This is a genomic window from Erythrobacter sp. LQ02-29 (genome assembly GCF_022576075.2).
In the GTDB taxonomy this organism is placed as follows: domain Bacteria; phylum Pseudomonadota; class Alphaproteobacteria; order Sphingomonadales; family Sphingomonadaceae; genus Alteriqipengyuania.
On record NZ_JANCNT010000001.1, the window covers coordinates 793,118 to 817,938 of the forward strand.

Genomic DNA, 24,821 nt, shown 5'->3' on the forward strand with positions numbered 1-24,821 from the left:
AGAGCGCGTCTGTCAGCTACCCCGTTTCTCCGCGAACCACGCCTTCGCATCCGGCTTGAAGAGGAAAAAGATCGCGACGCCCTGAAGTATATAGGTGACGATGGTCAGCACGACCATCAGTCCGAAATCGCCCTGCAGCATGGTTGGAAGCGATACGAGGCCCCAGAGGAAGAACAGGATCAGGATCCACTTCACCAGTTCGATCCGCAGGCGTGAAATCAGCGCCCACAATCCGATGCTGATCGCCATTCCCACGACGAAGCTGCCGATAAGGAATGTGCCGGCATTCGCCATGTCGAGGCCGTTGGCGGCCATCTGCGCTTCCGCCTGTGCCGTCATCTCCCCGTAGCCGAGGAAGAAATTCACGATCGCGACCACGATCGAGGCCAGATAAAGCATGTCGAATTTACGAATGGATTCAGGCCGCATGGCGCGAATATCTCCCTCTCCCCGGCCCGCTCTCCTGGCCGCGAACCGGTGGATGCCGCAATTCTACAGCGCGGTAAAGTCGAGACCGATATCGGCGGCGGGCGCGCTCTGGGTCAGGCGACCGACCGAAACGTAATCGACGCCGGTCGCCGCCTTGGCGGCGATGGTCTCAAGCGTGATGCCGCCGCTGGCCTCGGTCGGTACCCGGCCGGCGACGAGCGCCACCGCCTCGCGCAGCGTCGGCGGCTCCATATTGTCGAGCAAGAGCCGGGTCGCGCCGGCAGCGAGGGCGGGCTCGATCTGGTCGATCCGGTCCACTTCGCAAATTATCTCGCGCACCCCGGCATCGACCGCCCGGCGCACCGCCTCGGCGACACTGCCCGCGACGAGGACGTGGTTGTCCTTGATCATCGCGGCATCCCACAGCCCCATGCGATGGTTGCTACCGCCGCCCATGCGCACGGCGTATTTCTCCAGCATGCGCAGGCCGGGGATGGTCTTGCGGGTGTCGAGCAGGGTGCAGGCGGAATTGTCCATCGCCCGGACATAGCTGCGCACCAGCGTCGCGATGCCAGAGAGGTGCTGCACGGTGTTGAGCGCTGCACGCTCTGCGGTCAGCATGGCGCGCGCATTACCCTCGATCCGCATCAGATCGGTTCCGGGTGCGACCTCGTCGCCGTCCTCGACCAGCCTCTCCAGCGCAATATCCGCATCGAGCGCGCGAAAGAACGCCTCCGCCACCGGGAGGCCCGCGACCACGATCGCATCGCGGCTGTCCATCACGCCGGAGAAGCGTGCGTCTGTGGGGATCACGCTCTCGCTGGTGACGTCGCGCCCACCGCCCGGTAGCCCCTCGCCCAGATCCTCCGCGAGAGTGTCGCGCACGAAGCGGTCGAGGTCGAAGCCGGGAAGTTCAAATACCATTTCCCGGTCCTAGCGGAAAAACGGGCTGCGACCAGTAGTCAGCAAGGCCGAACGGCTGCCCGCAGGCGGCGCGAAGCGAAGCGGAGCGAACAGCACCGAGGACGAGCGCACGGAGACGCGCTCGCAAAACCTCAATGCACGAAGCGCGCGACCACGTCGCGATAGGACCGGCTCACCTTCACCTCGGCCCCGGAATCGAGCACCAGGAAGCACTCGCCATTGGTGTGCGGCTTCACCTGCCGGACCTGGTCGAGATTGACGATGGTGGAGCGGTGCACGCGCTGGAACTTGCGCGGATCGAGCCGGCGTTCGAGATCCTTCATCGTTTCGCGCAGGATCAGCGAATTGTCGCCGGTGTAGATGCACATGTAGTCGCCGGCGGCCTCGATATGCTCGATCGAACCGACCTCGACGCGGAAGATCTGCCCCCGGTCCTTCACGTTGATCAGCTTCTCGAAGCGCTCGCTCGCCTCGCCTTCGCCTTCGGAGAATTCCTCCGCCGCTTCGGGCGCGACCTCGCTCAGGACGTTGAGCAGCTTCTCCGCCTCGTCGGCCGATTTCTTTTCGGCGAGGCGCAGGCGCACCCGTTCGATCGTGTCCGCCAGCGCATCCTCGTCCACCGGCTTCATCAGGTAATGCACCGCATTGGCTTCGAATGCCCGGACCGCATGCTCCTGATAGGCGGTGACGAACACGAACAGCGGCGGCTCGATCTCCATGACCCCCTTCACCACGGAGAACCCGTCGAACCCCGGCATCTGGATGTCGAGGAAGACGAGATCGGGTTTCTCCGTCTTGATCTTGCGGATCGCCTCACGCCCGTTGGAGCAGGTATCGATCACTTCCACGTCGTCGAACGGTTCGAGGCGGAGCTGGAGCCCCTGGATGGCGAGCTTCTCGTCGTCGACGAGGATGGTGCGGATAGTCATGGTCAAGTGGTTCCGGTTGCAGGACGGGTGAATGCCGGGTCAACGGCTGGGGGATCGGCGGGTTTCTGGGCGGGCGCGGCTTCCTGGCGCGCGGCTGGGCCGGCGGAAACGGGTCGGCTTTGGCCCGCCTCCTCGGCAGCGGTGCTGGTCTCGTAGGGGATTTCGATGATCACCGTGAACCCACCCCCGGCGGGCGCGCGGATTTCGAACAGGTGCTCGTCGCTATAGGCCTGGGCCAGCCGGTCGCGAATATTGGCGAGGCCAACCCCGGTCGATACGGTGTCGCCGGTCATCGCCGCGGGCAGCGTGCTGCGCGATTGGGGGTTCTGGATGCCCGGCCCCGTATCCGCCACCGCCACCCGCAGGCGCGGGCCGACGACATGGGCGGTGAGGGAGATGCGCGCGCCCTCCTCCTGCGCGGAGACAGCATATTTTATCGCATTCTCGACCAGCGGCTGGAGCAGCATGGAAGGAAGGCACGCCTTGGCGGCATCGTCGGTGATGTCGAATTCGGTCCGCAGCCGCTCCTCGAACCGCATCCGCTCGATTGCGAGATAGAGCTTCAGGGTCTCTACCTCCTGCGCCAGAGTAACCTTCGCGCCGGGCTGGGTCACCAGCGTGTGGCGCAGGAAGCCCGACAGGCGGGTCAGCATCGCGTTGGCAGGTTCGGTCTGTTTCAGCAGCACCAGTGTGCTGATCGAATTGAGCGTGTTGAACAGGAAATGCGGATTGAGCTGATACCGCAGCATGGCGAGCTGCGCGCTGGTCGCCTGCGCTTCCAGCCGTTCCAGCCGGTCGGCCTGCTCCTCCACCTGGAGGAAGAAATTGATCGCGTAGTAGAGACCGGTCCACGCGCCCAGCAGCAGGAAATCGAAGAACAGGTAGAGGAAGATGAGCTGTGCCAGCGTGGTGTCGCGGTCGGAATAGTACAGGCCGCCCACCCATGCCTCGACCAGCGCGTAGAGGATGACTCCGACGCCCAGCGAGAGCGCGGTCAGCCCCCAGGTGACGATCGGCCGCCGGTTGATGAGGCCGCGATAGATCACGGACAGGACGAGGCTGATCGAAAAGCCGGTGATCGCCACCACCAGCATAAGGACCATGTAACTGGCGTTCTGCCCGTTGGAGAGGCCCTGGATCGTGCGCAGGAGCAACGCGCCGATCCAGCCGGCGATCTGGAGATTCCAGAAGGCGCGGTTCTTGTTCTCGAAGAACGGCGTCGGGCGGATCGGCAGGACGGGCATGCGCGTGCGAACCTATCCTATTGCCGCGGCCATGTCAGATATTTTGCGCCCCTGCGTGCCGGTGCTACGGTTGCTCGCAAGAGGAGAAGGCCGATGACTGGCGAAGCCGATGTAGTGCACGCGATGGCCGAGCGCGCGGCCTTCCGCGAGATGAAGGACGGGACGGCGGAGGACTGGCAGATCATCGGGTCCGAATATCGTGCCTATGCCCGGGGACTGCCCGACCGCGTGCTGGATCATCTGCGGTTGCTCGACGGCGATTTCGGCGGCTTTCCAGTATGCCGTTTGGAGCATTCGCTGCAGACCGCGACCCGCGCCCACCGCGACGGGCGGGACGAGCCCTATGTGGTGATGGCGCTGCTGCACGATATCGGAGACACGCTGGGCAGCTACAACCATCCCGATGTCGCCGCCGCGATCATCAAGCCGTTCGTCAGCGAGGAGTTGCACTGGATTTGCAAGAACCACGGTGCGTTCCAGGGCTATTACTACTTCCATTTCCTCGGTCTCGATCGCGATGCCCGCGATGCCTTCGCCGATAGCGAGCATTTCGAAGCGTGCCGGGCGTTCTGCGAGAAATACGATCAGAAGGCGTTCGATCCCGACTATGACAGCAAGCCGTTGTCCTTCTTCGAACCGATGGTGCGCCGCGTGCTCGCCCGGCCGCTGAACTCGCTTTACGCCAAGGCGGCAACGGACGCTTAGCCGCCGTCGGCTGCCTCCGCCGGGGGCAAAGCGGTTGCTCGCGCCAGCTCTGCGGAGAAGCGGATGCGCCAGTCGGCCGCTCCGGTAATCTGCCAGGTCTGTGTGACCAGTTGCGCCTCGATCGCGAGATCGCGCGCGCGGTCTTTCCACCCGTCATGCGAACCGTCGCGAAAGATACCGCCGTCGTGGACCGGGCCGAACCGCTGCATGAAGCGCGCCGCGGCCATCGGATCGTACCCCCCATTGGCGAGCAGCCATGGCATCATCCGGTCCGCCTCTCGCTCGGTTTCGCGTTCATTGCGCATGCTGCGCCCTTCCCGCTCGAGCAGCGCCCGGTGGCGCAGGATGTTGTGCGCCAGTTCGTGCGCCAGCACGGCGGCGAATTCCTCCTCGGGATAGGCGAACCCGGCAAATTTCGGGCCGATCACGACGCGCGTACCCTCCGCCGCCGCCTTGCTACCGACCGGTGCGACTTCGAACCGCGTGGCACAGGCGGGCAAGGCACCGAGCTCGACCGTGCGGCGCTCTCCGTTCCGCGAAAGCGTGAGGCGCGCGACCCCATCCGCGCGCAACGCCGTCTCCAGCGCCGCCTCGATCGATTGCAGCCGGGCCCAGCTGCGGCGGGCGTCTAACGGAAAATCGCCGATCGATCTGTTTCCTATCGCCAGCACCGTATCGTCGAGCGCGATGCCTGCGCGCGCGGCGGGCGAACCGGGCACCACGCTCTCCACCCCGATCGGGCCGGCAAGGGCAAGTCCCGCTTGCAGCGCTCGCGCATCCTCTTCGCCGTAGGTGGCCAGATCGTGCAGGAGCAGCCCGGTTGCGGGCGCGGTTTGCGGGCACAGGGCGCCGTTCCCGTCGGCCAGGCGATAGCCCACCCGCTGTACCAGTGCGTCCTGCGCGCGAAGCTTCGCGAAGCCACGGGGCAAATCGGCGGCGCGAGCGGGTGTGGCGACGATCGCCAGCAAGGCGAACGCAGCGTATAGGGCGCGGGCTCTCATTCCCGGTCGGGGGCCAGCGCCTTGGCCAGCGCTTCCTGCCCCTGAGCGCCTTCCAGAATGGTGCCGTTCGCCACCCAGCTCGGCGTGCCGGAGAAGGCGAGCCGCTGCGCCAGTTCCCCGTTGCGCTCGATCTCTGCGGTGATGTCCGCGTCCACCGCATCCTTGCGCGCGCGCGCCAGGTCGAGACCGGACGCCTGCGCCGCCTTGGCTATCGCATCGGCGTCGCCCTGATGATCGAACAGCGCGCGGTGGAACGCGGCGAACTTGCCCTGCTTGGCGGCAGCGAGCGCGAGCCGCGCCAGTTCCTCGCTGCCGTCGAAGATCGGCCATTCGCGCACGACCACGCGGACCTGCGGGTCGGACCGGATCAGCGCCTCAACCTCCCGACTCGAGAGGCGGCAATAGCCGCAGTGATAGTCGGAGAATTCGACCAGCGTCTTGCTGCCTTGCGGGTTGCCCAGCACCGCGCCGGGAAAGGCGCGCGTGACGTCGGCTTCCACTCCGGACAACCGCCCTTCCGCCTGGCGTCGCTGGAGCTCCGCCACCATGCGTTCCAGGATCTGGGGGTGTTCTACGAGGTAGCTCTCGGTCCGCCGGTCGGCGAGTCCGCTTAGCGAGAACAGCCACGCGCCCAGAAATCCAGCGGCGAGCGCGGACAGGCCGAGTACGGCGATGAGCAACCAACGTTTCATGCGAAGCAGCGGCTATCGGCGGTCGCGGCTGCGTTCAAGCTCTGCCTCGGCCTGCATGCGGATATCCTGTGCGCGCAGCCAGTCGGGCGTATCCTTGGGCAGCGCGCTCTCGGCGGCGCGGGCACTCATCAGGGCGCGGGCGTATTCGCGCGACAATATCTGCTGTTCCGCGCTGGCGAGGCGGGCGCGCGGCTCGTCGCCCTGCGCCGCATAGACGACGCCGAGCTGATACCAGGCGAACGGATTGTCCCGGTCGCGCGCGACCGCAGCGCGCAGCACTTGCCGCGCCTCGTCGTAATGCGCCGGGTCCTCGGTCGCGATCAGGGCATGGCCGAAGATCGCCGCGATCAGCGGGCTGTTGCGCGTGAGCTCGTTGGCGCGGCGGAGCGATTCCAGCGCCTCGTCCGGGCGGCCCGACTCCAGCAGCACCTGGCCTTTCAGCTCCAGGAAATAGGGATTGTCCGGCTCGCGCGACAGAAGCGCGTCGGTTTCGGCGATCGCCTGATCCATACGCGCGTCCTTGTGATAGGCATAGGCGCGCGCGTAGAGCGCCGCCTCGTCGTCGCGCGACAGGGGGTAGTCGCGCAATGTCGCTTCCGGGGTGGCGAGATAGCCCTCCAGCTTCGCCTTCATCAGCACGAAGCGGGACTGCAATTGCGGGTCGACCGGCGTGTTCCAGGCCGGGTCCTTCGAATAGACGTCGCGTAGCCGCGACATCCGGTCGCCGGTCATGGGGTGGGTGCGCACGAACTGCTCGTCATCGTCCTGGCTGATGCCATGACGGATTTCCTCCCCCATCAGCTTGTCGAAAAACGCGAGCGAACCGCGCCCGGAAATCCCCGCATCGGACAGAAATTTCGCGCCGGCGGCATCGGCGCTGCTTTCCTGTACGCGGGTGAAGGCGAGAAACTTCCCCAGCGCCGCGCGCTGACCCGCCATGATCGCGCCCATTCCGGCCTCGGCCGATCCGGCGGCCACCGCCACCGCGCCCAGCAGCAATGACAGGATCGAGATGCGCGAGGCATCCGCCATGCCTTCGGAGGACCGGATCACGTGCCCGCCTGTGATGTGGCCCATTTCGTGCGCGATCACGCCCTGCACTTCGTTGGCGTTGTCGGCCGTTTCGATCAGGCCCGAATGAATATAGATCGCCTGTCCCCCGGCGACGAATGCATTGATCGACGGATCGTTGAGCAGGACGATATCGATCGCCCCCGGCTGGAAACCCGCGGCCTTTACGATCGGGGCCGCCATGTCCTGCAACAGCGCTTCGCTCTCGGTATCGCGCAGAATCTCCTGCGCCATGGTTGGGCGGGCCGCGAACGCGCAGACGGCAAGAGCGAGCAGGGCGTTGCGGAGGAAACGCATCGAGCGCGCTTAGCCTTCCCGGCGCTGAACCGCCGCTGAAGCGGCAACTGGCGGGGACGCACGCCTGGCGATAGCGACACCCAGCCTGCGGCGAGCCGGTATGCTAGGTTTCCTGACGTGATCCCTGTTCATAACTGCCCTCTTCGATCATCTTGACGATGTTCGCGGTCTCGTCGTCGACCGCCAGCCCCGCGGTGCGCAGGAAGGCGTTACCGGTGTCGTAATCGCTTCCCAGCCACAGCGGCACGCCGGCACCTTCGATCGTCGTCTTGGCTTCGATTTCCTCCGCCGACAAGGGCTGTCCTAGGCATCGGATGAACACCGCTGCGATCCGGCCGGGCGCGCGCTCGACCGTCTGGGCGAAGGCGGCGAGGTCCCCTTGCGTGTCGTCGCCGATCAGCGCGAAGCGCAAGTCCGGATAGAGGTCCAGAATCTTCGCGATCGAGCGGCTCTTGTGCGCGGCGTGGCCCGCGCTGCCCAGTGTCGCCCGGTCGAAGCTCCAGTCGCGCAGCATCATCGGGCCGAGCGGGAGCTCGCGACCCCGAAGGAAGGCCACCAGATAGGGAAAGAGGTTCCACGGACTGGACGAAACATAGAAGAACGGGCGGCGCGAAACGGTCAGGCGCGAGCCGATGGCCGCACCCTCCTGCCCGGGCTGTCGCCCCCCGCCGAGCTCCCCGTAGAAGCCGCCTGCACCCGCCACCTGCTTACGATCGTGGGGCAGCTGGATCAGCATCCGGCGCCAGTTGCGCACGACATTGCGCAGGCCGCCCGTTATGCCGGTTTCGATGATGGTATCGTCGATGTCGGAGATCACCGCCAGCCGGATATCCTGGCCCGGCACCATCACGTGGCCTTCGACCGATTGCGGACCTTTCGCGTTCTCCCAGCCCAGCTCGACCACTTCCCAGCCGGTGCGCGCGGGACGGGCCCAGTCGCCATCCAGGGCAATATCGAACCAGGCATAGCCTTCGCGATCGCTGGTCGCGCCATACCGGCGCTCGACCCCGTCCGGGCGGCGGACGGTCAGGGATACCCGCACCCCGGCGGCTTCGGCGCTGGCGAACTGGCCCCACATCGTGCGCAGGGCGCGCCACTGGCTCATGCGTTCGAACGCCACCGGATCGGAGCGCAGAGCCCGCGCCCCGATCAGCAGGCGCTCGGTGTTGCGATAGCCGAAAAACGGCTGGATGCGAACGGGCGACCGGGAGAAGAGGGACATGATCCGTCCCTAGCGTTCGTATGCCGGGGCCGAAACCCACAGCGACACATTATTTCCCGAACACGCGATAAAGTTTCCCTCTGATTAACCTTGATTAGTGATTCGCCGTGCTGCGCGTTCGATCATGGCGTGATCGGACGTAACCTCGCCCAACAACACGATCTCTCCAGTGGCCAGACGCCGGATCATCACCAGCCCGAACTCGTCCCCCTCTGTCGGGAGCGAAGTCAACGGGCGGCCCGGGTTCGACCGCAGGCTTCGGGGCAGACGTGGACGCGCATTCTCAGCTTTCGAGGCCGCCCCGCTCTCCAGCCTTCGCAGGCGGCGTTCTTCCTGTACCACAGCCTTCAACCCGCCGTCGACAGTGCGCAGATGGCGCGCCAGCATGCCCGGTGCCATCTCCTGGCGGTGGGCGAAGGACAGGGCGGCGGCATATTCGGTGAGCCGCGTCTTGTCGTAGCCCGAACCGAAAACCAGTTTCACGACCGGGGTCATCGGGGCGCGGGCCTGCACTTTCAGGCCATATTCGGTCAGCAGTCCGGCGAATGCATCGGGCTCCTGCGCCGCCGCCAGGCTGACGTCGTAGGCGCGACCGATCGCGTTGTAGAGCGCCAGTCGGCTGCGATCCTCGCAGCTTTCCGCGTGCGCCGCGAGCGCGCGAGCGGCGACGAGACAATCGTGCAGGCCGCCCGACAGCGCCTCGTCCGAATTGGCCGCCTCGGTATTGGGTCCGTCGGCCCATCGGCCCACCGGGGTTTGCGCACGGAGTGCGGGCCCGAGGGAATGGCCGGACAGCGCCTCGCGAACTTCCTGTTCCAGCGCCCGCGCGCGATCGGCGTCGAGCGCTTCCTTCCAGTTGATTACGCCGAGTATCGAATCGATTTCCTCGTCGTCGCGCGAAAACGGCATCAGGATGCCGCGATACATGATCTGTTCGCCCCGCGCGTTCACGAATTCCGCCTCGAAACCGATTGGCGCGCGGTTCGCCAGGATTTCCATGTAATGCCCGGTGATACGGCTGAGCAGCGAGCGGGCGGGTACGTCGTCCACCGTTTCGATTCGTGCGTCCGCACCGCATTCCTCGGCCAGCGCAGTACCGATATGGCGGATCGCCGGCTGGAGCGGATCGCCGGTGAAATCGAGGAGGACGCTGTTGGTGGCGAAATCCGCGACCGCGTTCAGATCGAGATCGTCGGTCGAAGGCAGCGAGCGCGAGCCCAGCAGGCTGGCCCAGTAGCTATAGGCGCGCACCTGCAACCGCCGGTCGTCCTGCCCCACGGGGGAAGGCGGCGGCTCGGGCGCGTAATCCGCCTCTGTCAGCGTCAGCTCGTCTTCTTCCGGGAGAGCATCCCAGTCGAAAGAATCGTAGTCGGGCGAGAGCCTGTCCATGATTGCGAAGTCCCCACTCGTGTTGCGTGGGCTCCTTCTGGCGCGACATGGTAAACAATCCCTTAAGTCGCGCCGACTAATCTGGCGCGACGTCCCGCTGGGTCAGAAGATGTATCGCATCCTGATCGTATGCTTCACAAGTGGGCCGTCCACCGCGAAGGCGGCGGAAGAGAACGACGGCGGGCCGAGCCGGAGCTTCGCATTGCGCGAGAAGCCGAAGCCTTCCTTGGGCACCATCAGGGCCTTGTCCGCCTTCCCGTTCGCGTTCTCGTCATGCAGCAGCGCGATCGCGTATTCGCCCTGCGGCACGTCGGAGAAGGTGAACTGCATGCCATCCTGCGCGGGTATCGCTCGCCTGCGCGCGGCGGGATCCTTGCTGCAGTCGGGAAAATCCTTCGCGTCGGCGGTCAGGCAGGCAAGCACCTGGCCATGGTCCGACCGCAGGCCGGTGACGGTAACCCGGACATCGCCCCTCGGCAGCGCGGCATTTCCGGCCAGAGCCAGACCGGCCATGCAGATTCCTATCGCCGAAAGGCGGCGGACAGTCCTCGGTCGGTTTTGCATAGTCGATCCCAAAATCTGAAATAGAGCCCGTAATTGCAGGCATAGCGCTCATGATGAAGCTGGTGGTGGCTGGCCGTTATCAGCCAGTTCCCTGCCCGAGAATGAACCAGCCGCCCCGGGAATATCTCCCAACCCATATGGTTGGTGACGCCCATCACGGTCATCACCAGCAAGACGCAGCCCAGCATCGCCACGTGGATCGGGACGAGGAACACCAGCGCGGGAATGACCACCGCACCGCTCAGCGCCTCGATCGGGTGGAAGCTCATGGCCGCCCACGCCGTCGGCGGCCGGCTGGCATGATGCACGGCATGCGCTACGCGGAAGATCCGCGGGCGATGCATCAGGCGGTGCGTCCAGTAGAACCAGGTATCGTGCGCGAAGAGATAGAGCAGGACCGACAGCGGCAGATACCACAGCGGATAGTCGGTCCACCCGCTGTAGATCTGTGTCAAACCATGCTCGCGCCAGCCCCATGCCGCGATCCCGGCCGGAATGCCGTAGATCGCCGCGGACGCCAGCGACCAGCGAATCTCGCGCCCGATCTGCGGCTTCAGCGGCGCGTGATAGCCGGGCCGCACGCGCCCGGTGAGCCAGGCGAAGAAGCCGCTGGTTGCGAGATAGCGCAGCGCGACGATCGCGGTCATGGCGAGGGCGGAAAGGGCGACGGCGACAAGCATCGCCCACCCCCTTACAGATATTCGCCCGAAGCGGGGAGGGGCAAGATTGCGGCGGGGCGGGGCGCCCCGTGCTAGATGCCCGAGCCGGCGCCCCACGGCGCGCATTCGGGATCGACCGCCACGCTCAACCGCCGCATCGCCGCCCGCGCGAGCTTCTCGATCTCGACCTTGCGCCGCGCGGCCGACAGCGGATGCGATGGGGCTGGGCGGACGATCTCCGCATCGTAACCGTCGGCCACGATCACGCCGCAGCAATCCGGGCGATAGCCCTCACTTTCGAGCGGAGAGCGATCGAGACCCGGTGGCAGGCCCCAGTAGAACCGGTCGCAATGATCCAGATAATCGGGCCATTTCGCATCGCCGAGCAAGTCCCCGCGCGCGACCTTGATTTCCACGATCACCACTCGACCCTTCGCATCGACCCCCATCAGGTCGGCACGCCGCCCGTTGCGCAGCGGCATCTCGGTGACGCACCAGATATCGTTGCGCGCGAACAGCCGCACGATCCCGCGCGCGACCGCTGCGGCATCGGTGGCAAGCGGATCGACGGCGGAGCGAAGGGGAGCGGTGGCGGGCATGGCCTTTCACTGGAACAGACCGGGAACCTCGTCAACCCGTCCGGTAACGCAAACCGATACATTTGCGGGTGGCGCAGGCCCCCACCCTTTGCTAATGCCCCGCGACGCCCACGCGGCGGCCCATATCGGCACCCGTAGCTCAGCTGGATAGAGCGCTGCCCTCCGAAGGCAGAGGCCACAGGTTCGAATCCTGTCGGGTGCGCCAGCTTTTCCGCCATTTTCTCATGCCGGCAGTTCGCGACCTCCGGCGAAAGTCCGGCTAATTTAATGAGAACGCGCCTGGTGCGGCGGCTTCGATGCGGTCGATGAGCTCCTCGATGAGTCGAAGTGCATCGACGAGATAAGCCTCATGATAAGGCGTTGCATATTTGTCTGAGACGTTTGGTCGGATGTGGCCAAGCATAAGCCGACCTTGTGGGTCCCAACTCTTCTCCTTTTCGAGTAAAGGCCGCAGTATATTAGAAACGCTGCGCCGGATAAGTTTCTCGCCACTTTGTCCATCACCCTCGATCGGAAAATCGAGTGTCTTGGCCATCTGGCGAAAAGCGGTCCTGATTGAGGCTGCCTTGACGAACTTGCCTTCATTGGCTTCGAGAAGCGCCACCATTTGTCTGGGCGCTCGGACAAGCGGCCGGTATTTGTTAGTCTGAGCTCGGCCTGCGGGATTGAGATTGATATAAGCGATGGCAGGATTCCACTGGCCTAGCTCCAGTTGGGTTGAAAAATCCATGAGAGCATCCGGCCGCGCCCACGTTGCCACTCCCAAGCGCATATATTGAAGCAGGTTGCGGCGTTCGCGCTTCCACTTTGCGATCTGCTTCTCGCTCGCTTCCGGCGGATTGATAACGAGCGCATATCGGAACATTTCAATTAGCTCTTCTTCGGAAACTCGAAACCACGGTGTGTTGCTGACCTCTTCGGCGGGTTTCACTTTGAAGGTTGCGCGATGAGGCAGCTTCCTCGCAATGAAGGCGCTGTTGATTGCAGTCCGTAGCATCGAAACGCTAGCCTCGATGGTTCCGGTCGATCGTTTTCTCTCTTTCCCGGCCGGCGAGATGATGGGGGCCTTTGCAGCCCACTTCCTAAATTTGCCAACCCATGCATCTCCGAGTTCGTCGCAACGCACATCCTCGAGGCCCTGGTTTTCGATATAGGACACCACATGGCCGAGACGCGCTCCGGCAGCTGCGTAGTCCGTCTCTTCGAGATATTCGGCAATCGCGGTTGCGACTAGCGGCAATGGTTCGCCGCTAAAGGCTTGGCCACAAGTGGGGCAGAACTTCAGCCCTCTTTCTCGCTCATCGTAGAATCGATCTAGCTCTTCCTTTGCGAGTTCAAGATCCGACGTGCCCGTTGAATGGCTGCGACCCCTTCCTCCTTCGCGGTCGTAATAGAAGATGTAGAGGTTTTTGGAGCGGGCCGTTCCATCTGGGTTCGTGTCGAATGCGAGGTAGTAGTCGCCGCGTTCGTAAATCTTCTTCTTTCGCATTCTTTTTTCCTTTCGGCTGCAATCTCCTCATCCAGCCTCGTTAGAAATCCGATTTCTACGAATACGAGCAGGTCGTCAGGCTGCAGTCGCAGCCCGTGTCCTCCATCGAATTTCTTGGTGAACCTCGAGCGCAAGTGCTCAAGTGCGGCGAGTTTCTGGGAATCATCGGAGGGAGGCATGGCGCCATCCTTCCCAGCTACGAATTGCGAGGCGACTTCGCTGCCCGTCCCCGTGGCATGCAATGGTCCACCGCGGGCTCAGCGCTTTTCTGTCGCTCGAGAAGATCTGGATCTGCATCTTTGAGCTTAAAGGATGCGGTTTCAGATTTCCCAAGCCTTTTTTGTGTTGGCTGAGATTTTTCTCGCGAGATTGCTCAAGTCGCACGTAAAAATGACCTGCCGACTTGTCGAACCAGCTTCTAGATTTCTCGACGCGAGCATCTCGGATGTGAGAACGACTAGCGGGGCCAGTCCCCAATAATCCCGAGCGGCATTATGTTCGGTCAGCGGCGGCCGGGGGCACTATCGCAAGTCGTCCCGGCGATCGATGCCCCACCTACTTGGCTGTTGAATCAGATCAGATTGGACAGGTGAAGCCTTCGGTTTCTTCTTCAGGGAACGGGACGTTCACACCACCTGTGCGAGCAATACTATTCGCGTCGGCGCGGGCGGCAGATATGCGCTCGCGTCTCTCGGTCGACAGGGCTTGGGGCCCTTCCTCACAAGCGTTGATAAGTAGGATCTCCGCCCGCATCACCGCACGCTCAAGATCGATAGCCGCCACCCTGCCGTCAGCCGCCGCTTCGCGCTCCTCCCTTACCATCGACTGCGTCGCACTAACGAGCTGGAAGGTCGCGATGAAAACGGCAACAAGACCTATGACGAGGACGACCAAAGCCACGCCCCCCACGTTTCTAAGCCTTTCGGCGGCGCCTCTCGCCTGCTCTGCAGCCGTTTTGGCTGCCGCTGCGTCCGTGCTCGCCTGTTCCGCGGCCGTCTGCGAAATGGCCATTCTCTCCGGGATCGAGTTAGCCGGAAAATCCGCGTCTTTGCCACCTGGCTGCGCCGACTTGGTCGCTTTGTTAATATACCAGGACATCTCATGGTCGGACTTCGCCTTGTCGAACGCGACGTAGTCGGAAAGTGGAGCAGACTCCCTGCTGACACCCTTCGGACCGGTCCATGCGGGCATCATCGAGGTCTTCGTGAACTCCGCCCAGATGAGGTCTTGGCCCGCTTCCATAGTGTAGGTGTTTCGAGTGAGGTTGTGCAGCGGAACGACCAAGTGTCCGATGAAACCGGGGTCGACGACCGGTCCGGTGCCGAGGAGTAGCCCTTTGTGGACGAGATCGATGTGGAGGTTGAATCGCGCCGCTAGATAGTCGGGAAGTTGAAAGCGCTCGAGAGTCTTGACGTATACCAATGAGTTGGGCGGAAGCTCGAAGGTCTCTCCTTCGTTGAGGGAGCGGTATGGATCGGCAGCTGTGTTTGCGGGATCATGGTATGCGATGTGGTGTCCGACCCGCATTGCGTAGGAAGCCGCCTTACGACGGGTCAGATCGTATGGCCACACCATCGCCACGGTCCGCAGGTAGTCCCCTACATGTGCAGAATTTAGCAGCGCCGACGGAACATGGGGAAGCGGGTCGCTGGACTTGAACTGCCTGAAGAGTTCCTCCGCGGCCTCGTCTGTCAATGCTTGAGAATCGGTGCCGATGTCCATCTTTCGCATCGATGCGCCAACCTTCCTCTTGCAGAGCCTAGAGATTGCCATCCCCACCTCGATTCCCTATTGCTGTTTAAGACAACCCGCCCGGTTTAGTCCCGTCACCGCGTGGACGTTAGTAGGAGGAGACCCAGCATGCCAGTGTCAATAGTGGTCGGCGGGCAATTCGGTTCTGAAGGTAAGGGAAAGATCGCCCTCGAGGTCGCGCGACGTTCACGGGAACCGGTGACTGCGGTGAGGGTCGGGGGATCCAACTCGGGCCACACGGCCTTCGACTCCCAAGGTCGACGTAGAGTTCTTAGACAAATACCGGCTGCGGCCATAGACGGCGCGAGAATCGTGCTCCCCGCAGCCTCCTATATCGATGCTGAGGTCTTGCTCGAAGAGATTGACCTTCTCGGCCTGGGTCCCGACCGGCTCACTATAGACAGGCGCGCGAAGCTCATCTGCAGGACCCATCGCGCCTGGGAGAACGACGCGGGCCTCTGCGCCGCCATCGGTTCCACGGGATCGGGAACCGGCGGGGCCGTCATGGCAAACGTCGCCCGATCAACCGATGCTTTGGATCTGCCGAGCCCGAGGGTCGACATCGTGCCCGAACTCGCATCGTTCATCGGCTCGGCCGACGAGGTCCTGACAAGCAGGCTAGCACGTCGCGAACGTGTCGTCGTGGAAGGGACACAGGGCTTCGGGCTATCACTCAACTTCGGCGACTGGCCGTTCGTGACGAGCCGTGACACGACAGCCGCCGCGTTCGCGACGGAGGCCGGGACGCCCGTAACCGAGGTCGACGACGTCACCATGGTCATACGCTGCCACCCCATCAGGGTCGGTGGTCGGTCAGGCGAACTGCCCAACGAGATCGACTGGTCTACCATCACCCGGGATAGTGGATCCGATAGAGAACTGTCGGAACGCACCACGGTGACGGGGAAGATACGCAGGGTCGGCGAATTTGACTCCGATATCGTCAGAAGGGCTATCGCGGCGAATGGTCCGACCCGCATCGTGCTGAACCATCTCGACTACGTGGACTGGACGGTCAGGTCAGGCGAACTCAGCGACGAAGCCCTGAGATTTGTGTCCGATCTAGAGCGCTCCATAGGTCGGAGAGTCGATTGGATCGGGACCGATGAGCGGACGGTTGTCGACCGACCCGCGACCGACAACGTGCACTTCCTGGCGACGAGCTGAGCCGAACGCTCGGGCGGGCAGGTGTCCGCAGCGGCGCGCATCGCCGTGCCAAAAGCTATTTTGACCCTTCCTCCCCGATGATCTCATCGACAAGCGCCGCGAGCCGGTCGGTCGTCTCGCCGGAATTCTCGAACAGGATGTCCGCATGGCCGGCGAGCGCGTTGACCTCGCTCTCGACTTCGTCGGCTTCCGCCTCGTCGAAGTCGCCGCCGCTCTCGCGACCCTCGAACCTCTGGCGGCGTAGGTCCGTTGGAGCGGTCAGATGCACGTGGACCATACGGGGCCCGAATCTCCTCCTGAAGAAAGCGACGTCCTCGTGCCATCTGGCGCCTTCGACGACGAAGCCCGCCTCGTGGTCGTCGACGAGCCGCAGGGTCTCCTCGCAAAGGACTTCCTGTCCGACCTCACGATGGAGCTTCAATCCCATCTCCCGATACCAATCTCGTGTCGGTCGCCCTCCTTCCGTCGATCCCCATCGTCTGCCGATGGCCTGGCTGACCCTGGCATACTGGAGTCCGCGCGCACGCAGCATCTCGCCCAAGGTCGTCTTCCCGGCGGCGACCTGGCCGCTGACCACGATTACCGGTTCGCGTCTCACAAGGTCGGGACCATCATTGGCTGCTCCCCGGGACCACAAAGGGCCTCGGTGCGACCAGCGATGTGGAACAGACCGACGAGGGAACAGGTGATGGCGTCGAGTTCGTCATGGGTCGGCAACACGTCGACGAACTGGCCTCGGACCCCGAACTCGGACAGGCCGAGTTGCAACCACTCGTGCCCGGCACCTTTGCGAGGAATCCCCATGATGTCCTGGGCAGCACCCGGATAGCATTCGATGACCGGGACGCCTCGTCGCCTGATGCGATCGGCCAGTGCGATCCCCCTCTCGGTCAACTTCTGCATGCTGGGGATCAGGCAGGGATACACGTTGATGCCGCGCTTCTTCAGTATCCGCTCGCTGATCCGCATGATGCCGGCCTCGATCCGCCTCGGGTCGTCGTCGGATACTCGCGTACGCCCGACGGGCAGGCACAACGGTGAATCAATCGAGACGAGGTCCGGCTCGGCCGCGAGGACGGCATCGACTATCGCGTCGTCGTCCGAAATCGTCCGCGTCTCGGCATCGCGGCCCCGCAGGACGCAGTATCCCGACGGACGCTCCGCCGAGCCGGTCAGGTCTAGGCCGACGACCGTTGCATCCTCGGCATTTGTGCCGGCGAAGAGGTCGGCGAAACCCACCGATGGGCGGAGGTGGACGGGTGGGGACGGTAAAATGGAGTCCTCGCAAGCGAGTCCGGTCTTGCGGAAGGATCGTCTGCAAAGTTCACGAAGACCGTCGGCCTTGCGGAAGAGGTCGGGAGACGCGTGCCAGGAGACGAGATGGTCGAGGATCCGACCCATCGCCTCGACGTCAGCGCGGTTGTATTCGATCAACTCCCTGAGCGCCGGGAAGTCCCCTCGCATGTAGCGATGCCAGAGCACGACTGCAGCGGCCCCGTCGACACCATCCAGGCCCTGCCGACAGTCGATCCCAAGGATCCTCTCGATTTCCTTCTGACCACCCGAAAGGCCGGCGGCGCGGCACGCGAAGCGCAGATCGACATGATGACGAGGCCAGGCCACATCGCCCAGCATATCCTCAAGGAAGGCAAGGTCGAATCCGGAGCCGTTGAAAGTGATCAGGCTGCGGGCACGTCCCAAGGCGTCTAGGAACGGCTTAGGATCTTGTCCGGCGAGGACGACCCCATACTCCCCGCCGATCGCGTATCCAATGAGCGTCACGTGATCGTAGTAGCGGCTCAGACCGGTCGTCTCGATGTCGAGGAAGAGGATGTCCGTTGGATGTTCGAAGAGTCGGCTTAGGTCGCGGCTGGAAGACGGGCGCGTCCTTTTTCGCGCGGGCTCTTCCATTATCACGGGAAGGTCTAAGTCGCATCCATCTGGAATTTTCAATTCTGGGAAGAGATCAAAAGACATCGTGCAGCTTCGCCGACGCGGTTCGGGCCGCAGCCGAAAAAATAAAGGATCACCGAGTCCAGATAGTAGCCGACGCGAACGTGGAGGCAAGTTAGGGCCGTGAGTTTTATGGGCATATCGACCCGTTTAGCCCTGTAGGCGAAGGAAGATGTCGATGTCTTTCGTCACGTAGGTATTTCTGCATGGGGGGCCCTGTCGAAGACGGTCGACAGTCTTCATCGAGCACCTCCCTCACATCTCAGCGATGAAGCCGCACCTTGTGATCTCGCCAATCATGGCAAAACCGCTCCGCTCGATCGCGGATGGTCGCGGTCGGGTTGACCACGAAGAAAGTGCGGCAGCTGTAGGCGTTCGCCCGCACCGCCATTGTCCCGGCGCCGAGATGTTCCGCCCAATGGTCGACCTCGAGATCGTGCCCGCCTTTGAAACGACTATTGTGATGATACACTACTGCGGTCCGACCTTCCGCCAAGGCGAGCGCCTCACCCAGCGGCAGGCGCTTCCCGAAGGAATATTGACGACGGCGCACGGGTTCGTCGTCGGTCAGCCCGTTGTCGGGGTCGGCGAAAACTAAGTCGCAACCGTCGAGCGCGCCCAGCACGTTCTCGAACCACCTGCCGCGCTCTTGTGATCGCCCGGCCGCCGGGGTCCGTCGCAAGTCGAGGTCCTCGTCCGAGAATACGGCGTCGAGCAGCCCCGTTTCCTGAATGGCGCGGACGCTGCGCCGCTTCGCGACCATGGCCCGGAGCCCGTCGAAGAGCGGGGCGTCCAAGTGTCGCCAGCGATCAGGATCCTGTAGATAGGCAACATGCCTCCCGTCGTCATTGTGACCCTCGTCCGGATATCGATACCAAGCCACTCCTAGACGTAGTCCGGGGGAGAGCGCACGGAGCAGCCCGATCTTCACGAAATCCCCGACGTCTCCCGCATACCGATCTTGCATAGTTCCTCTCGACATAACTATGTGACGGTATCGCTCAAGCCTAATCCTTCGACTCGAGCAACATCGCTCGGATTGCGCACCGAGCCGACCGGACCGAAGGAGTCGCGCGAGATCCCCCATACTAGTCGACTGTCACGCTCCGCCGCCCGACTTCGGGCTATGACGCCGGTCCAACCAGTCATGCGAGATTTCGTATGATCTACGTTGTCTGTTGCAGCTTCCTTGTCCAACCTGTCGCAGGCCCTATCGCTGCTGGCGCAGCGCGGTCGTAGTTCCGGATAATCGTTGATTGAAAGAAGGGTAGGAGCTGACAAAGTCTTCGTGATATTAGACGCTGATGCACGCCCTTCCGGCCCAGTTCTCGGACATTGATGATCTCTTGCGAGAGGCAGCGCATGGAAGGTTGCGGGGCCACGGTTCTATCCTGATTGAGAACTCGGGGCGCATCGGCCCACTCATTGAGTTGCTGGCAGGTGCTCGGCAATTCCCGAGTGAGTACGAATCTATTTCGTTCGCGGGGGCGTTCGCTTCCCAAGTTCGTGAGGCATGGGCGACGGGTAAGCCATTCGGCGGTGGCTTTAACGATCAGGCCGGAGCCTTCCCACTTCCTTTTCAAAACCCTGTAGAGACCGGTGATCCAGTCTGGCAGCAATGGCTGCTCCATGCGGAGAACACCGCGAAGTCTCGTGGTTTTCCCGCTGGGCTCGTTGCGTCGCTCATAGGGGCGATGGGAGAGATGCAGGACAATATCTACGAGCATAGCGGCGCGGCCCACACAGGGCTTGTTGCCTATGCAGTCACGGATCGCTCCTTCGAGTTTGTAGTGGCGGATCGGGGCATGGGTGTGCTGGAGACGCTACGGCAAAATCCCGATTACGCGCATCTGCCAGATGCGGGGGCGGCACTGGCCGAGGCCATCAAAACCGGTGTGTCGCGCTTCCCTTCGGCAAGTGGTCGTGGGCAGGGCTTCGTCCAGCTCTGCCGATCCATGGTGACTGACCGAGCGGAGCTTCGCTTCCGCTCCGGCGATCACGCGCTTATGCTTTGTCCGACGTATGATCCCCTCAATGGTGATCAGAGACTTAGTCATACGTCAGATCTTGCGGGCATGACGATCAGCGCAATCTGGCGCGCGAAAGCCCTCTGACATCGCTTCGCGCCGTTTCTCGGCGTGGCTGCGCGCCATGATAATATGGCTACTTTGAAGCGTCGCGACATTCTGCTGCAGCAACGCATCGATTGGCGCGCCAGGTGGGGTCGGATGCTTGCGCCAGACCAACTTCCCATCGGGACGGAAGTGGGCGGCCTGCCGATAGCATGTTTTGGCGAATGCATCGGTATCGATCATCGTCACCGATGCGAAGACTGCCCGCAGCGGTTCAAGCGCGCGGATGCCGCCGCGAACCACTAAACCCAGCGGTTGCGGGGCGCGCGCGGCAAGCGCAGTCAGCTGCGCCACATGCCAATCCAACCGTTCGCCACGGCCTGCGCCGGTCGCAAACTCGAAGGCTAAGTACTGGATCTCCGGGCGCTCGGCGATCAAGTCGCCCCAGCGCTCATAATCGCGTTCCGTGCGCGCGTTGGGATGCAAGGCAGTCGGCAGCCCCGCCTGCATCATCTCGACCGTCGCAATCAAGATGCGCTTCATAGCATGCAGGTTATCGGTGCGGGGCACATCGGTCAGCACGCTAAAATTGGGAGGTGTGATCAGCGCGATGTCGAGGGCTGCCAGCGCCTGAAGCATAGCGGGCCTGTTTTTTGCCGACCAGTAGCGCTCGATTTTCCTGTCCCGCGCCACCCCGGAAACCACCAGTCGGGCATTCGGGTCGATGCCGAACTTCTTGCTCAGCGCTGCGCGGTCGGAATAGCGTAGCGTGCCCGTTTCGATGTCCAAAAGCGCATAGAGCGGCAGCGCGACAATCGGAGAATTTAGCCTACCGACGCGCGCGGTAGCATGTTCGATCAACGGGACCATGGGCGGCAGTGCCGCGATGGGCACGACTTGAGCGCGGGGCACGTTCGCCAACTCCAGCCCATCAACTTCCCTCAGGCGAGCCACGAACTGCTTCGGCTTGCCCCGGCAGACGAGGTCACAGGTGGCCTTGTCCTCGCAGCGGCAGTAATCACTGCAATCGAAGACGCTGGCACCGTTATGAGCACCACCACAGATGGCGCGGTCAATACAGGTTACACAGCCCAGCGAACAGGACATGGTCGTAGCATCGTCCCACAGACTTTGCGCATTGCTCACGAGGCGGGGCAGCGAACGGTTGTTGACATTCTTCATTGCAACCGAAGCTCCGCGCTGTTGCCGAACAAACTGACCCGTTCAACGATCCCAAGGGCGACACCGCCGCATTCAACAATGGATGTGTGCATATCGGATGGCAGGCCGTTGACGGCACCGATGCGGCTTTGCCCCCGGCACACCATTGCGTTGCCGGACCCGCACTGCACCACGAGCTCGTCGCCAGCCTGCACGCTCATGCCTGGGTCTATGTCAGCCGTGATGGTGCGCTGTCGCGCCCCAAACCGCACATCGAAAAGACCCGGCTCCTTGAGCCTGTCCACACCATTCTTCCAGCGCTTACGCCAAGGCTGGCCGGACTGTTCGCGGATAAAATCGGCGCCCATCAGTTCGCCTCCATTACAGGGCTGAACAGCTTGGTCTTACCGTGTCGTATTTCCTTCAGCATGCCCTTGGCGGACAGTGTTGCCAGTCGGTTATTCCATGCGGTCGTGCCGATTTTGTCGTCGGGGCGGAGCTTGGCGAGGTCTGGCGCGGAAATCGGATAATGCGCGGCGATAAGTTGAATGGTGTTCATCTGCCCGGAATCCAGTTCGCCAAGGATGTGCGGGTCGTTGGTCGTGCCGTCCGTGTCGAGCGTGCATGCCCAAATGGCGTCGTTGCGACCGCGAAGGTAGGTCGCAAGCTCTTCCTCAATGGTCGCATTAGCATTGGCAACCACTGGGTAAATCATGCCCGCTGCGTTGCGGCAGAAATCGCGGAAGCCCATGACAGCCTCGCGGAGAAACGACCCCGTCGCAATGTCCACCTTAGCAAAATCGAGGAAGGCGAGGGTGGGTTCTGCCACCGGCGCCGTCTTCTCGATTAGCTGAGCAAGCATCTGCCGTCCCATGGCGCTGCCGGCCAGTGTTGTGCTGCCTGCTGGGTTAGCCAGCATCTGATGTCGAATCATTTCACAATCCTCACTAATAGAAGTGAGATAAGTGAGTGTGGGCTATCCGTCAAGAGTGTATCGGTTCGTTTACTCAGGCCGCCTCGCCCAATCTTATCAGTTCGACGCAGACACCATTGACCCTGCGCTTGATCGCTTTTCGCAATGATGCGAGCCGGGCTCGGTCTGTATTGGCGAATTCGGCGAGCGCACTTCCGCACAGGCCTTGGTCAATGCCGTCGACCACCCTTTCGATCTCCGGCGAACCTGCGACGACGTCGTCGAGAGCTTTCCGCCATGCATCGGAGCGTTCGGCGATTTCGCAGGCTTCGTCTGGTGCCAAAGGCGACACCACCATGTGGAGTTCGTTACAATACCAGGCCTCGTCCCTGTAGCGCTTCGCAATGATCGCGCTGGCGATCGAACGCATGACCCCCATCAAGAAATACTCCATCTTGAGTCCGGCAGGGCATCTGCGTGAGGTTAGCGTCCGTAGGATCGCTTCCTGCAGGATGTCTTCCGCGTCGATGCCGGCGGTGAGAGCGCGAAAGCGCGCCATTCGCATGAGCTTTGAATTTGCCCGAAAGTCGATCGTCGCAATTGCTGCGCGAACCTGCGGCTTCGTGAGATAAGAGCGTGTCGCGCTATTCGTTGATGTATGCGCGGCGCTGCCCGAATTCGGACAGGCGCTCCGCGATGTTTTGTTTTTATTGCTGTTGCCAGCAGTTGCCTTCGCCATGGTTTCCTCGCTGGGCGAGCGAGACCACGGTTGTGGACAGCAGTGTCGAACATGTCGTTTCGCGACCTCGAGCGCCAATCGAACGCGCACGGGTTTCATGCGGTTCACAGGGTTAGCGCGACTCGAATTAAGGTCTCCGGCTCGGGGTTCTGTCCCGGCACGCTGCATCGCGACACTGCTTTGCCATGGGACGGTTTAAGAAATGGTTACCGGCACCTGTGCGCATCAGCGGAAACTGGTTGCTCTTTGCGCCGGACCGGAGATGTCCGAATTTCTCCGGTCCGGCGCATATGTAGGGTGATGGCTCAAGCCGCATCGTCGAAAGCCTCGGCGATCTTGCTGTGCAGGCCAGCAACGAACGCCCGCAATTCGCCAGCCAGCCCGTGGTTTGGACGTCGTCGCAAGAACCCCTCGACCAGCGTCACGATGGCAGGTTCTAGCCGTAGGCCATTCGTGCCTTGGGCAACCAACCATCCGATCTTCGCGATGGCCAGCAGAAGACAGTCCAGCTCGACGTGATCGCGCAGGTTCCGCCATGCTCCATCGCTGACCGGCCGCGGAACGCTGGACTTCGCTGCGACAAGGTCGAAAGGCACGCCCATGCGAAGCAAAAGTTGGCTGAGGTGGGTCCACGTTTTACCGCCACCTTTCATCATCAAGCCGAGGTCGAGATGAGGGCGCTGACCTTTTCGCCCAGGCTGGTCGATGAGCTGCGGCGGCAGCCGCAGACCATGCGCTATGCTAGCGTGCAGCAGGATCGGCACGTCGGTCGCCAGTCCCCCATAGGTGATGACGGGCTTGTCGTCGTTCGCACGCAGATAATCGAAGACCTTGGTGACCACGCCAGCCTCGTCAACCCAGTCCCGTTCGCACCAGCTGCCAACTTCGCCTGTACTCACCCGACCTTCTTCGTCGATGGTAAACTGGAACGCAGCTGCAGCCATGACACGCTTCACCGCGACCGCGTGACGATTGGAATCAGGATCCATGGCCTGATGTAATTTGTAGAGGTGCTTGTCCCAGTAAAATTCCGCGTCGAGCGCGATATACGTTTTTGCCATTCTGCTTTTCCTTTCGCTTGGTGTTGGCATCCTCACGCTTCGTCAGAAGGGGAGTGGGCGCGCTCGCTCGATTGCTCGCCATGCCTGCCAGGCGGCAGCGAGCGATGTCCGCTGGTGCGGCGAACATTGCGACCACAAAAACGCTGTCCACAGGCACTGCGCTTCGTCCGGTGCCCTGCGCGATCGTGACAGGACATTCGAACCGGGGCCGGCGCGCTCAATCCGATATGCGGCAGCAATCTCTTCCAGCACGCTGTTCGCGCATTCGAGCGGGAGGATATCGAGGTCCGGGCGGTTCCGTTGCAGCAGTTGCAAGTCTGCTGGCGGCAACGGTCCACCAGCGGCGAATGCATGCCGCAGGTAATGCTGCGACGTGCGGGAAGCCCGCGCGATCAATGTCGCATTGGTCGGAATGCGTTTTGCCAGCCCTGCGAGAATATCGGCTCGGTTCTCTGTTCGATCGAACGCACGGTGATCGACAGCGAACCTTGCGCCACTCTTTCGTTCGCGGCGGACGGTAAAGATGGCGGTCGAACGAATAGCGGATCGCGGGCTGCTTTCGCCGGGATCGCGGATGATCGCGAGCGAGCACACCCGCCGGACTGCCTCTCCTTCTGGCGCTGTGCGCGGCCAGTCGTTCCGGTCACGGATTGGGCGAAGGATACGCTCATCTGCCGGGCATGCTTCGGTGCTGCCGGATACTTCCGGCTGCTGTTCGGAACTTTTCATGGACTTACCTCGTGTCGCGAAGCCGACCGAGGGAATTTTCCCCTCTCCAACCGACCTCGG

Annotated in this window: 26 protein-coding genes and 1 tRNA gene; 4 read left to right on the forward strand and 23 right to left on the reverse strand. The window is 62.7% G+C overall.

The window, feature by feature from the left end:
- Nucleotides 1–12: 12 nt before the first annotated feature.
- The 4 genes from MKP08_RS03955 to MKP08_RS03970 all read right to left on the reverse strand — a co-directional run bounded on the left by MKP08_RS03955 (nt 13) and on the right by MKP08_RS03970 (nt 3,526).
- Complete coding sequence (locus MKP08_RS03955; protein WP_241554975.1) at nt 13–429, reverse strand: hypothetical protein; 417 nt, start codon at nt 427–429, stop codon at nt 13–15.
- Between the two features lie 63 nt (nt 430–492).
- Nucleotides 493–1,353: a carboxylating nicotinate-nucleotide diphosphorylase gene (nadC, locus tag MKP08_RS03960; protein ID WP_241554976.1), complete on the reverse strand. Its 861-nt coding sequence runs from the start codon at nt 1,351–1,353 to the stop codon at nt 493–495.
- A gap of 131 nt (nt 1,354–1,484) precedes the next feature.
- Nucleotides 1,485–2,282, reverse strand: coding sequence for a LytTR family DNA-binding domain-containing protein (locus MKP08_RS03965; protein ID WP_241554977.1), 798 nt, complete (start codon nt 2,280–2,282; stop codon nt 1,485–1,487).
- A gap of 2 nt (nt 2,283–2,284) precedes the next feature.
- Nucleotides 2,285–3,526, reverse strand: coding sequence for a sensor histidine kinase (locus MKP08_RS03970; RefSeq protein WP_215229334.1), 1,242 nt, complete (start codon nt 3,524–3,526; stop codon nt 2,285–2,287).
- A 93-nt stretch (nt 3,527–3,619) separates the two neighbouring features.
- Between MKP08_RS03970 and MKP08_RS03975 the strand changes: the two genes are divergently transcribed.
- Nucleotides 3,620–4,231 (forward strand): HD domain-containing protein, encoded by a 612-nt coding sequence (locus tag MKP08_RS03975; RefSeq protein WP_241554978.1) that lies wholly within the window; start codon nt 3,620–3,622, stop codon nt 4,229–4,231.
- Here the strand turns inward: MKP08_RS03975 and MKP08_RS03980 are convergent.
- The 8 genes from MKP08_RS03980 to MKP08_RS04015 all read right to left on the reverse strand — a co-directional run bounded on the left by MKP08_RS03980 (nt 4,228) and on the right by MKP08_RS04015 (nt 11,725).
- Nucleotides 4,228–5,232 carry a M48 family metallopeptidase gene (locus MKP08_RS03980; RefSeq protein WP_241554979.1) on the reverse strand — a complete coding sequence of 335 codons (1,005 nt, stop codon included), beginning with the start codon at nt 5,230–5,232 and terminating at the stop codon, nt 4,228–4,230. The genes MKP08_RS03975 and MKP08_RS03980 overlap by 4 nt on opposite strands.
- Nucleotides 5,229–5,924 (reverse strand): DsbA family protein, encoded by a 696-nt coding sequence (locus tag MKP08_RS03985; protein ID WP_241554980.1) that lies wholly within the window; start codon nt 5,922–5,924, stop codon nt 5,229–5,231. The genes MKP08_RS03980 and MKP08_RS03985 overlap by 4 nt, the downstream gene beginning before the upstream one ends.
- A gap of 12 nt (nt 5,925–5,936) precedes the next feature.
- Nucleotides 5,937–7,292, reverse strand: a complete 1,356-nt coding sequence (locus MKP08_RS03990; protein ID WP_241554981.1) for a M48 family metalloprotease — start codon at nt 7,290–7,292, stop codon at nt 5,937–5,939.
- Nucleotides 7,293–7,395: 103 nt separating this feature from the next.
- Complete coding sequence (locus tag MKP08_RS03995; RefSeq protein WP_241554982.1) at nt 7,396–8,514, reverse strand: phosphatase domain-containing protein; 1,119 nt, start codon at nt 8,512–8,514, stop codon at nt 7,396–7,398.
- 84 nt (nt 8,515–8,598) lie between these two features.
- Nucleotides 8,599–9,903: a PAS domain-containing protein gene (locus MKP08_RS04000; protein WP_241554983.1), complete on the reverse strand. Its 1,305-nt coding sequence runs from the start codon at nt 9,901–9,903 to the stop codon at nt 8,599–8,601.
- A gap of 102 nt (nt 9,904–10,005) precedes the next feature.
- Nucleotides 10,006–10,416, reverse strand: coding sequence for a DUF2141 domain-containing protein (locus tag MKP08_RS04005; protein ID WP_241554984.1), 411 nt, complete (start codon nt 10,414–10,416; stop codon nt 10,006–10,008).
- An 8-nt stretch (nt 10,417–10,424) separates the two neighbouring features.
- The gene (locus tag MKP08_RS04010; protein WP_241554985.1) at nt 10,425–11,147 is read right to left on the reverse strand and encodes a sterol desaturase family protein; all 723 of its coding nucleotides are present in this window, start codon (nt 11,145–11,147) and stop codon (nt 10,425–10,427) included.
- A gap of 71 nt (nt 11,148–11,218) precedes the next feature.
- Nucleotides 11,219–11,725: an MmcB family DNA repair protein gene (locus MKP08_RS04015; protein ID WP_241554986.1), complete on the reverse strand. Its 507-nt coding sequence runs from the start codon at nt 11,723–11,725 to the stop codon at nt 11,219–11,221.
- Nucleotides 11,726–11,853: 128 nt separating this feature from the next.
- On the opposite strand from MKP08_RS04015, the gene MKP08_RS04020 reads away from it, so the two are divergent.
- Nucleotides 11,854–11,930: transfer RNA gene (locus MKP08_RS04020), tRNA-Arg, on the forward strand.
- Between the two features lie 54 nt (nt 11,931–11,984).
- On the opposite strand, the gene MKP08_RS04025 is transcribed toward MKP08_RS04020, so the two are convergent.
- Both MKP08_RS04025 and MKP08_RS04030 read right to left on the reverse strand, forming a co-directional pair.
- Nucleotides 11,985–13,214 (reverse strand): hypothetical protein, encoded by a 1,230-nt coding sequence (locus MKP08_RS04025; protein ID WP_241554987.1) that lies wholly within the window; start codon nt 13,212–13,214, stop codon nt 11,985–11,987.
- A 576-nt stretch (nt 13,215–13,790) separates the two neighbouring features.
- Nucleotides 13,791–14,987 carry a hypothetical protein gene (locus tag MKP08_RS04030; protein ID WP_241555529.1) on the reverse strand — a complete coding sequence of 399 codons (1,197 nt, stop codon included), beginning with the start codon at nt 14,985–14,987 and terminating at the stop codon, nt 13,791–13,793.
- Between the two features lie 87 nt (nt 14,988–15,074).
- Here MKP08_RS04030 and MKP08_RS04035 point away from each other — a divergent pair, with 87 nt between their 5' ends.
- Nucleotides 15,075–16,133, forward strand: a complete 1,059-nt coding sequence (locus MKP08_RS04035; protein WP_241554988.1) for an adenylosuccinate synthetase — start codon at nt 15,075–15,077, stop codon at nt 16,131–16,133.
- Between the two features lie 55 nt (nt 16,134–16,188).
- On the opposite strand, the gene MKP08_RS04040 is transcribed toward MKP08_RS04035, so the two are convergent.
- The 3 genes from MKP08_RS04040 to MKP08_RS04050 all read right to left on the reverse strand — a co-directional run bounded on the left by MKP08_RS04040 (nt 16,189) and on the right by MKP08_RS04050 (nt 19,017).
- The gene (locus MKP08_RS04040; protein WP_373418066.1) at nt 16,189–16,731 is read right to left on the reverse strand and encodes an AAA family ATPase; all 543 of its coding nucleotides are present in this window, start codon (nt 16,729–16,731) and stop codon (nt 16,189–16,191) included.
- A complete protein-coding gene (locus tag MKP08_RS04045; RefSeq protein WP_241554989.1) occupies nt 16,728–18,110 on the reverse strand; it encodes a ribonuclease H-like domain-containing protein in 1,383 nt (460 codons plus the stop codon). Before MKP08_RS04045 ends, MKP08_RS04040 begins: the two co-directional genes overlap by 4 nt.
- 238 nt (nt 18,111–18,348) lie before the next feature.
- Nucleotides 18,349–19,017 (reverse strand): hypothetical protein, encoded by a 669-nt coding sequence (locus MKP08_RS04050; protein WP_241554990.1) that lies wholly within the window; start codon nt 19,015–19,017, stop codon nt 18,349–18,351.
- A gap of 373 nt (nt 19,018–19,390) precedes the next feature.
- Between MKP08_RS04050 and MKP08_RS04055 the strand changes: the two genes are divergently transcribed.
- Nucleotides 19,391–20,200 (forward strand): hypothetical protein, encoded by an 810-nt coding sequence (locus MKP08_RS04055; RefSeq protein WP_241554991.1) that lies wholly within the window; start codon nt 19,391–19,393, stop codon nt 20,198–20,200.
- On the opposite strand, the gene MKP08_RS04060 is transcribed toward MKP08_RS04055, so the two are convergent.
- From MKP08_RS04060 to MKP08_RS04085, 6 genes are all read right to left on the reverse strand, one after another.
- Entirely contained in the window at nt 20,147–21,340 is a 1,194-nt protein-coding gene (locus MKP08_RS04060; RefSeq protein WP_241554992.1) for a DUF4417 domain-containing protein, read from the reverse strand. The two genes, MKP08_RS04055 and MKP08_RS04060, sit on opposite strands and share 54 nt — an antisense overlap.
- Complete coding sequence (locus MKP08_RS04065; RefSeq protein WP_241554993.1) at nt 21,337–21,687, reverse strand: hypothetical protein; 351 nt, start codon at nt 21,685–21,687, stop codon at nt 21,337–21,339. The genes MKP08_RS04060 and MKP08_RS04065 overlap by 4 nt, the downstream gene beginning before the upstream one ends.
- The gene (locus tag MKP08_RS04070) at nt 21,687–22,253 is read right to left on the reverse strand and encodes a hypothetical protein (RefSeq protein WP_241554994.1); all 567 of its coding nucleotides are present in this window, start codon (nt 22,251–22,253) and stop codon (nt 21,687–21,689) included. The genes MKP08_RS04065 and MKP08_RS04070 overlap by 1 nt, the downstream gene beginning before the upstream one ends.
- Before the next feature lie 73 nt (nt 22,254–22,326).
- Nucleotides 22,327–22,971: a hypothetical protein gene (locus MKP08_RS04075; protein WP_241554995.1), complete on the reverse strand. Its 645-nt coding sequence runs from the start codon at nt 22,969–22,971 to the stop codon at nt 22,327–22,329.
- Nucleotides 22,972–23,276: 305 nt separating this feature from the next.
- Complete coding sequence (locus tag MKP08_RS04080) at nt 23,277–24,032, reverse strand: hypothetical protein (RefSeq protein WP_241554996.1); 756 nt, start codon at nt 24,030–24,032, stop codon at nt 23,277–23,279.
- 42 nt (nt 24,033–24,074) lie between these two features.
- Entirely contained in the window at nt 24,075–24,761 is a 687-nt protein-coding gene (locus MKP08_RS04085; RefSeq protein ID WP_241554997.1) for a hypothetical protein, read from the reverse strand.
- Between the last annotated feature and the right edge of the window lie 60 nt (nt 24,762–24,821).

Bases quoted from the DNA above. Each gene is read 5' to 3' on its own strand.
- MKP08_RS03975 (WP_241554978.1), top strand. From the start codon at position 3,620: ATGACTGGCGAAGCCGATGTAGTGCACGCGATGGCCGAGCGCGCGGCC.
- MKP08_RS04055 (WP_241554991.1), top strand. From the start codon at position 19,391: ATGCACGCCCTTCCGGCCCAGTTCTCGGACATTGATGATCTCTTGCGA.
- MKP08_RS04070 (WP_241554994.1), bottom strand. From the start codon at position 22,253: ATGATTCGACATCAGATGCTGGCTAACCCAGCAGGCAGCACAACACTG.
- MKP08_RS03990 (WP_241554981.1), bottom strand. From the start codon at position 7,292: ATGCGTTTCCTCCGCAACGCCCTGCTCGCTCTTGCCGTCTGCGCGTTC.
- MKP08_RS04015 (WP_241554986.1), bottom strand. From the start codon at position 11,725: ATGCCCGCCACCGCTCCCCTTCGCTCCGCCGTCGATCCGCTTGCCACC.
- MKP08_RS04030 (WP_241555529.1), bottom strand. From the start codon at position 14,987: ATGGCAATCTCTAGGCTCTGCAAGAGGAAGGTTGGCGCATCGATGCGA.
- MKP08_RS03995 (WP_241554982.1), bottom strand. From the start codon at position 8,514: ATGTCCCTCTTCTCCCGGTCGCCCGTTCGCATCCAGCCGTTTTTCGGC.
- MKP08_RS04035 (WP_241554988.1), top strand. From the start codon at position 15,075: ATGCCAGTGTCAATAGTGGTCGGCGGGCAATTCGGTTCTGAAGGTAAG.
- MKP08_RS04010 (WP_241554985.1), bottom strand. From the start codon at position 11,147: ATGCTTGTCGCCGTCGCCCTTTCCGCCCTCGCCATGACCGCGATCGTC.
- MKP08_RS03965 (WP_241554977.1), bottom strand. From the start codon at position 2,282: ATGACTATCCGCACCATCCTCGTCGACGACGAGAAGCTCGCCATCCAG.
- MKP08_RS04045 (WP_241554989.1), bottom strand. From the start codon at position 18,110: ATGTCTTTTGATCTCTTCCCAGAATTGAAAATTCCAGATGGATGCGAC.
- MKP08_RS03955 (WP_241554975.1), bottom strand. From the start codon at position 429: ATGCGGCCTGAATCCATTCGTAAATTCGACATGCTTTATCTGGCCTCG.
- MKP08_RS04065 (WP_241554993.1), bottom strand. From the start codon at position 21,687: ATGGGCGCCGATTTTATCCGCGAACAGTCCGGCCAGCCTTGGCGTAAG.
- nadC (WP_241554976.1), bottom strand. From the start codon at position 1,353: ATGGTATTTGAACTTCCCGGCTTCGACCTCGACCGCTTCGTGCGCGAC.
- MKP08_RS03980 (WP_241554979.1), bottom strand. From the start codon at position 5,232: ATGAGAGCCCGCGCCCTATACGCTGCGTTCGCCTTGCTGGCGATCGTC.
- MKP08_RS03970 (WP_215229334.1), bottom strand. From the start codon at position 3,526: ATGCCCGTCCTGCCGATCCGCCCGACGCCGTTCTTCGAGAACAAGAAC.
- MKP08_RS04000 (WP_241554983.1), bottom strand. From the start codon at position 9,903: ATGGACAGGCTCTCGCCCGACTACGATTCTTTCGACTGGGATGCTCTC.
- MKP08_RS04085 (WP_241554997.1), bottom strand. From the start codon at position 24,761: ATGAAAAGTTCCGAACAGCAGCCGGAAGTATCCGGCAGCACCGAAGCA.
- MKP08_RS04005 (WP_241554984.1), bottom strand. From the start codon at position 10,416: ATGGCCGGTCTGGCTCTGGCCGGAAATGCCGCGCTGCCGAGGGGCGAT.
- MKP08_RS04080 (WP_241554996.1), bottom strand. From the start codon at position 24,032: ATGGCAAAAACGTATATCGCGCTCGACGCGGAATTTTACTGGGACAAG.
- MKP08_RS04025 (WP_241554987.1), bottom strand. From the start codon at position 13,214: ATGCGAAAGAAGAAGATTTACGAACGCGGCGACTACTACCTCGCATTC.
- MKP08_RS04075 (WP_241554995.1), bottom strand. From the start codon at position 22,971: ATGGCGAAGGCAACTGCTGGCAACAGCAATAAAAACAAAACATCGCGG.
- MKP08_RS04060 (WP_241554992.1), bottom strand. From the start codon at position 21,340: ATGAAGAATGTCAACAACCGTTCGCTGCCCCGCCTCGTGAGCAATGCG.
- MKP08_RS03985 (WP_241554980.1), bottom strand. From the start codon at position 5,924: ATGAAACGTTGGTTGCTCATCGCCGTACTCGGCCTGTCCGCGCTCGCC.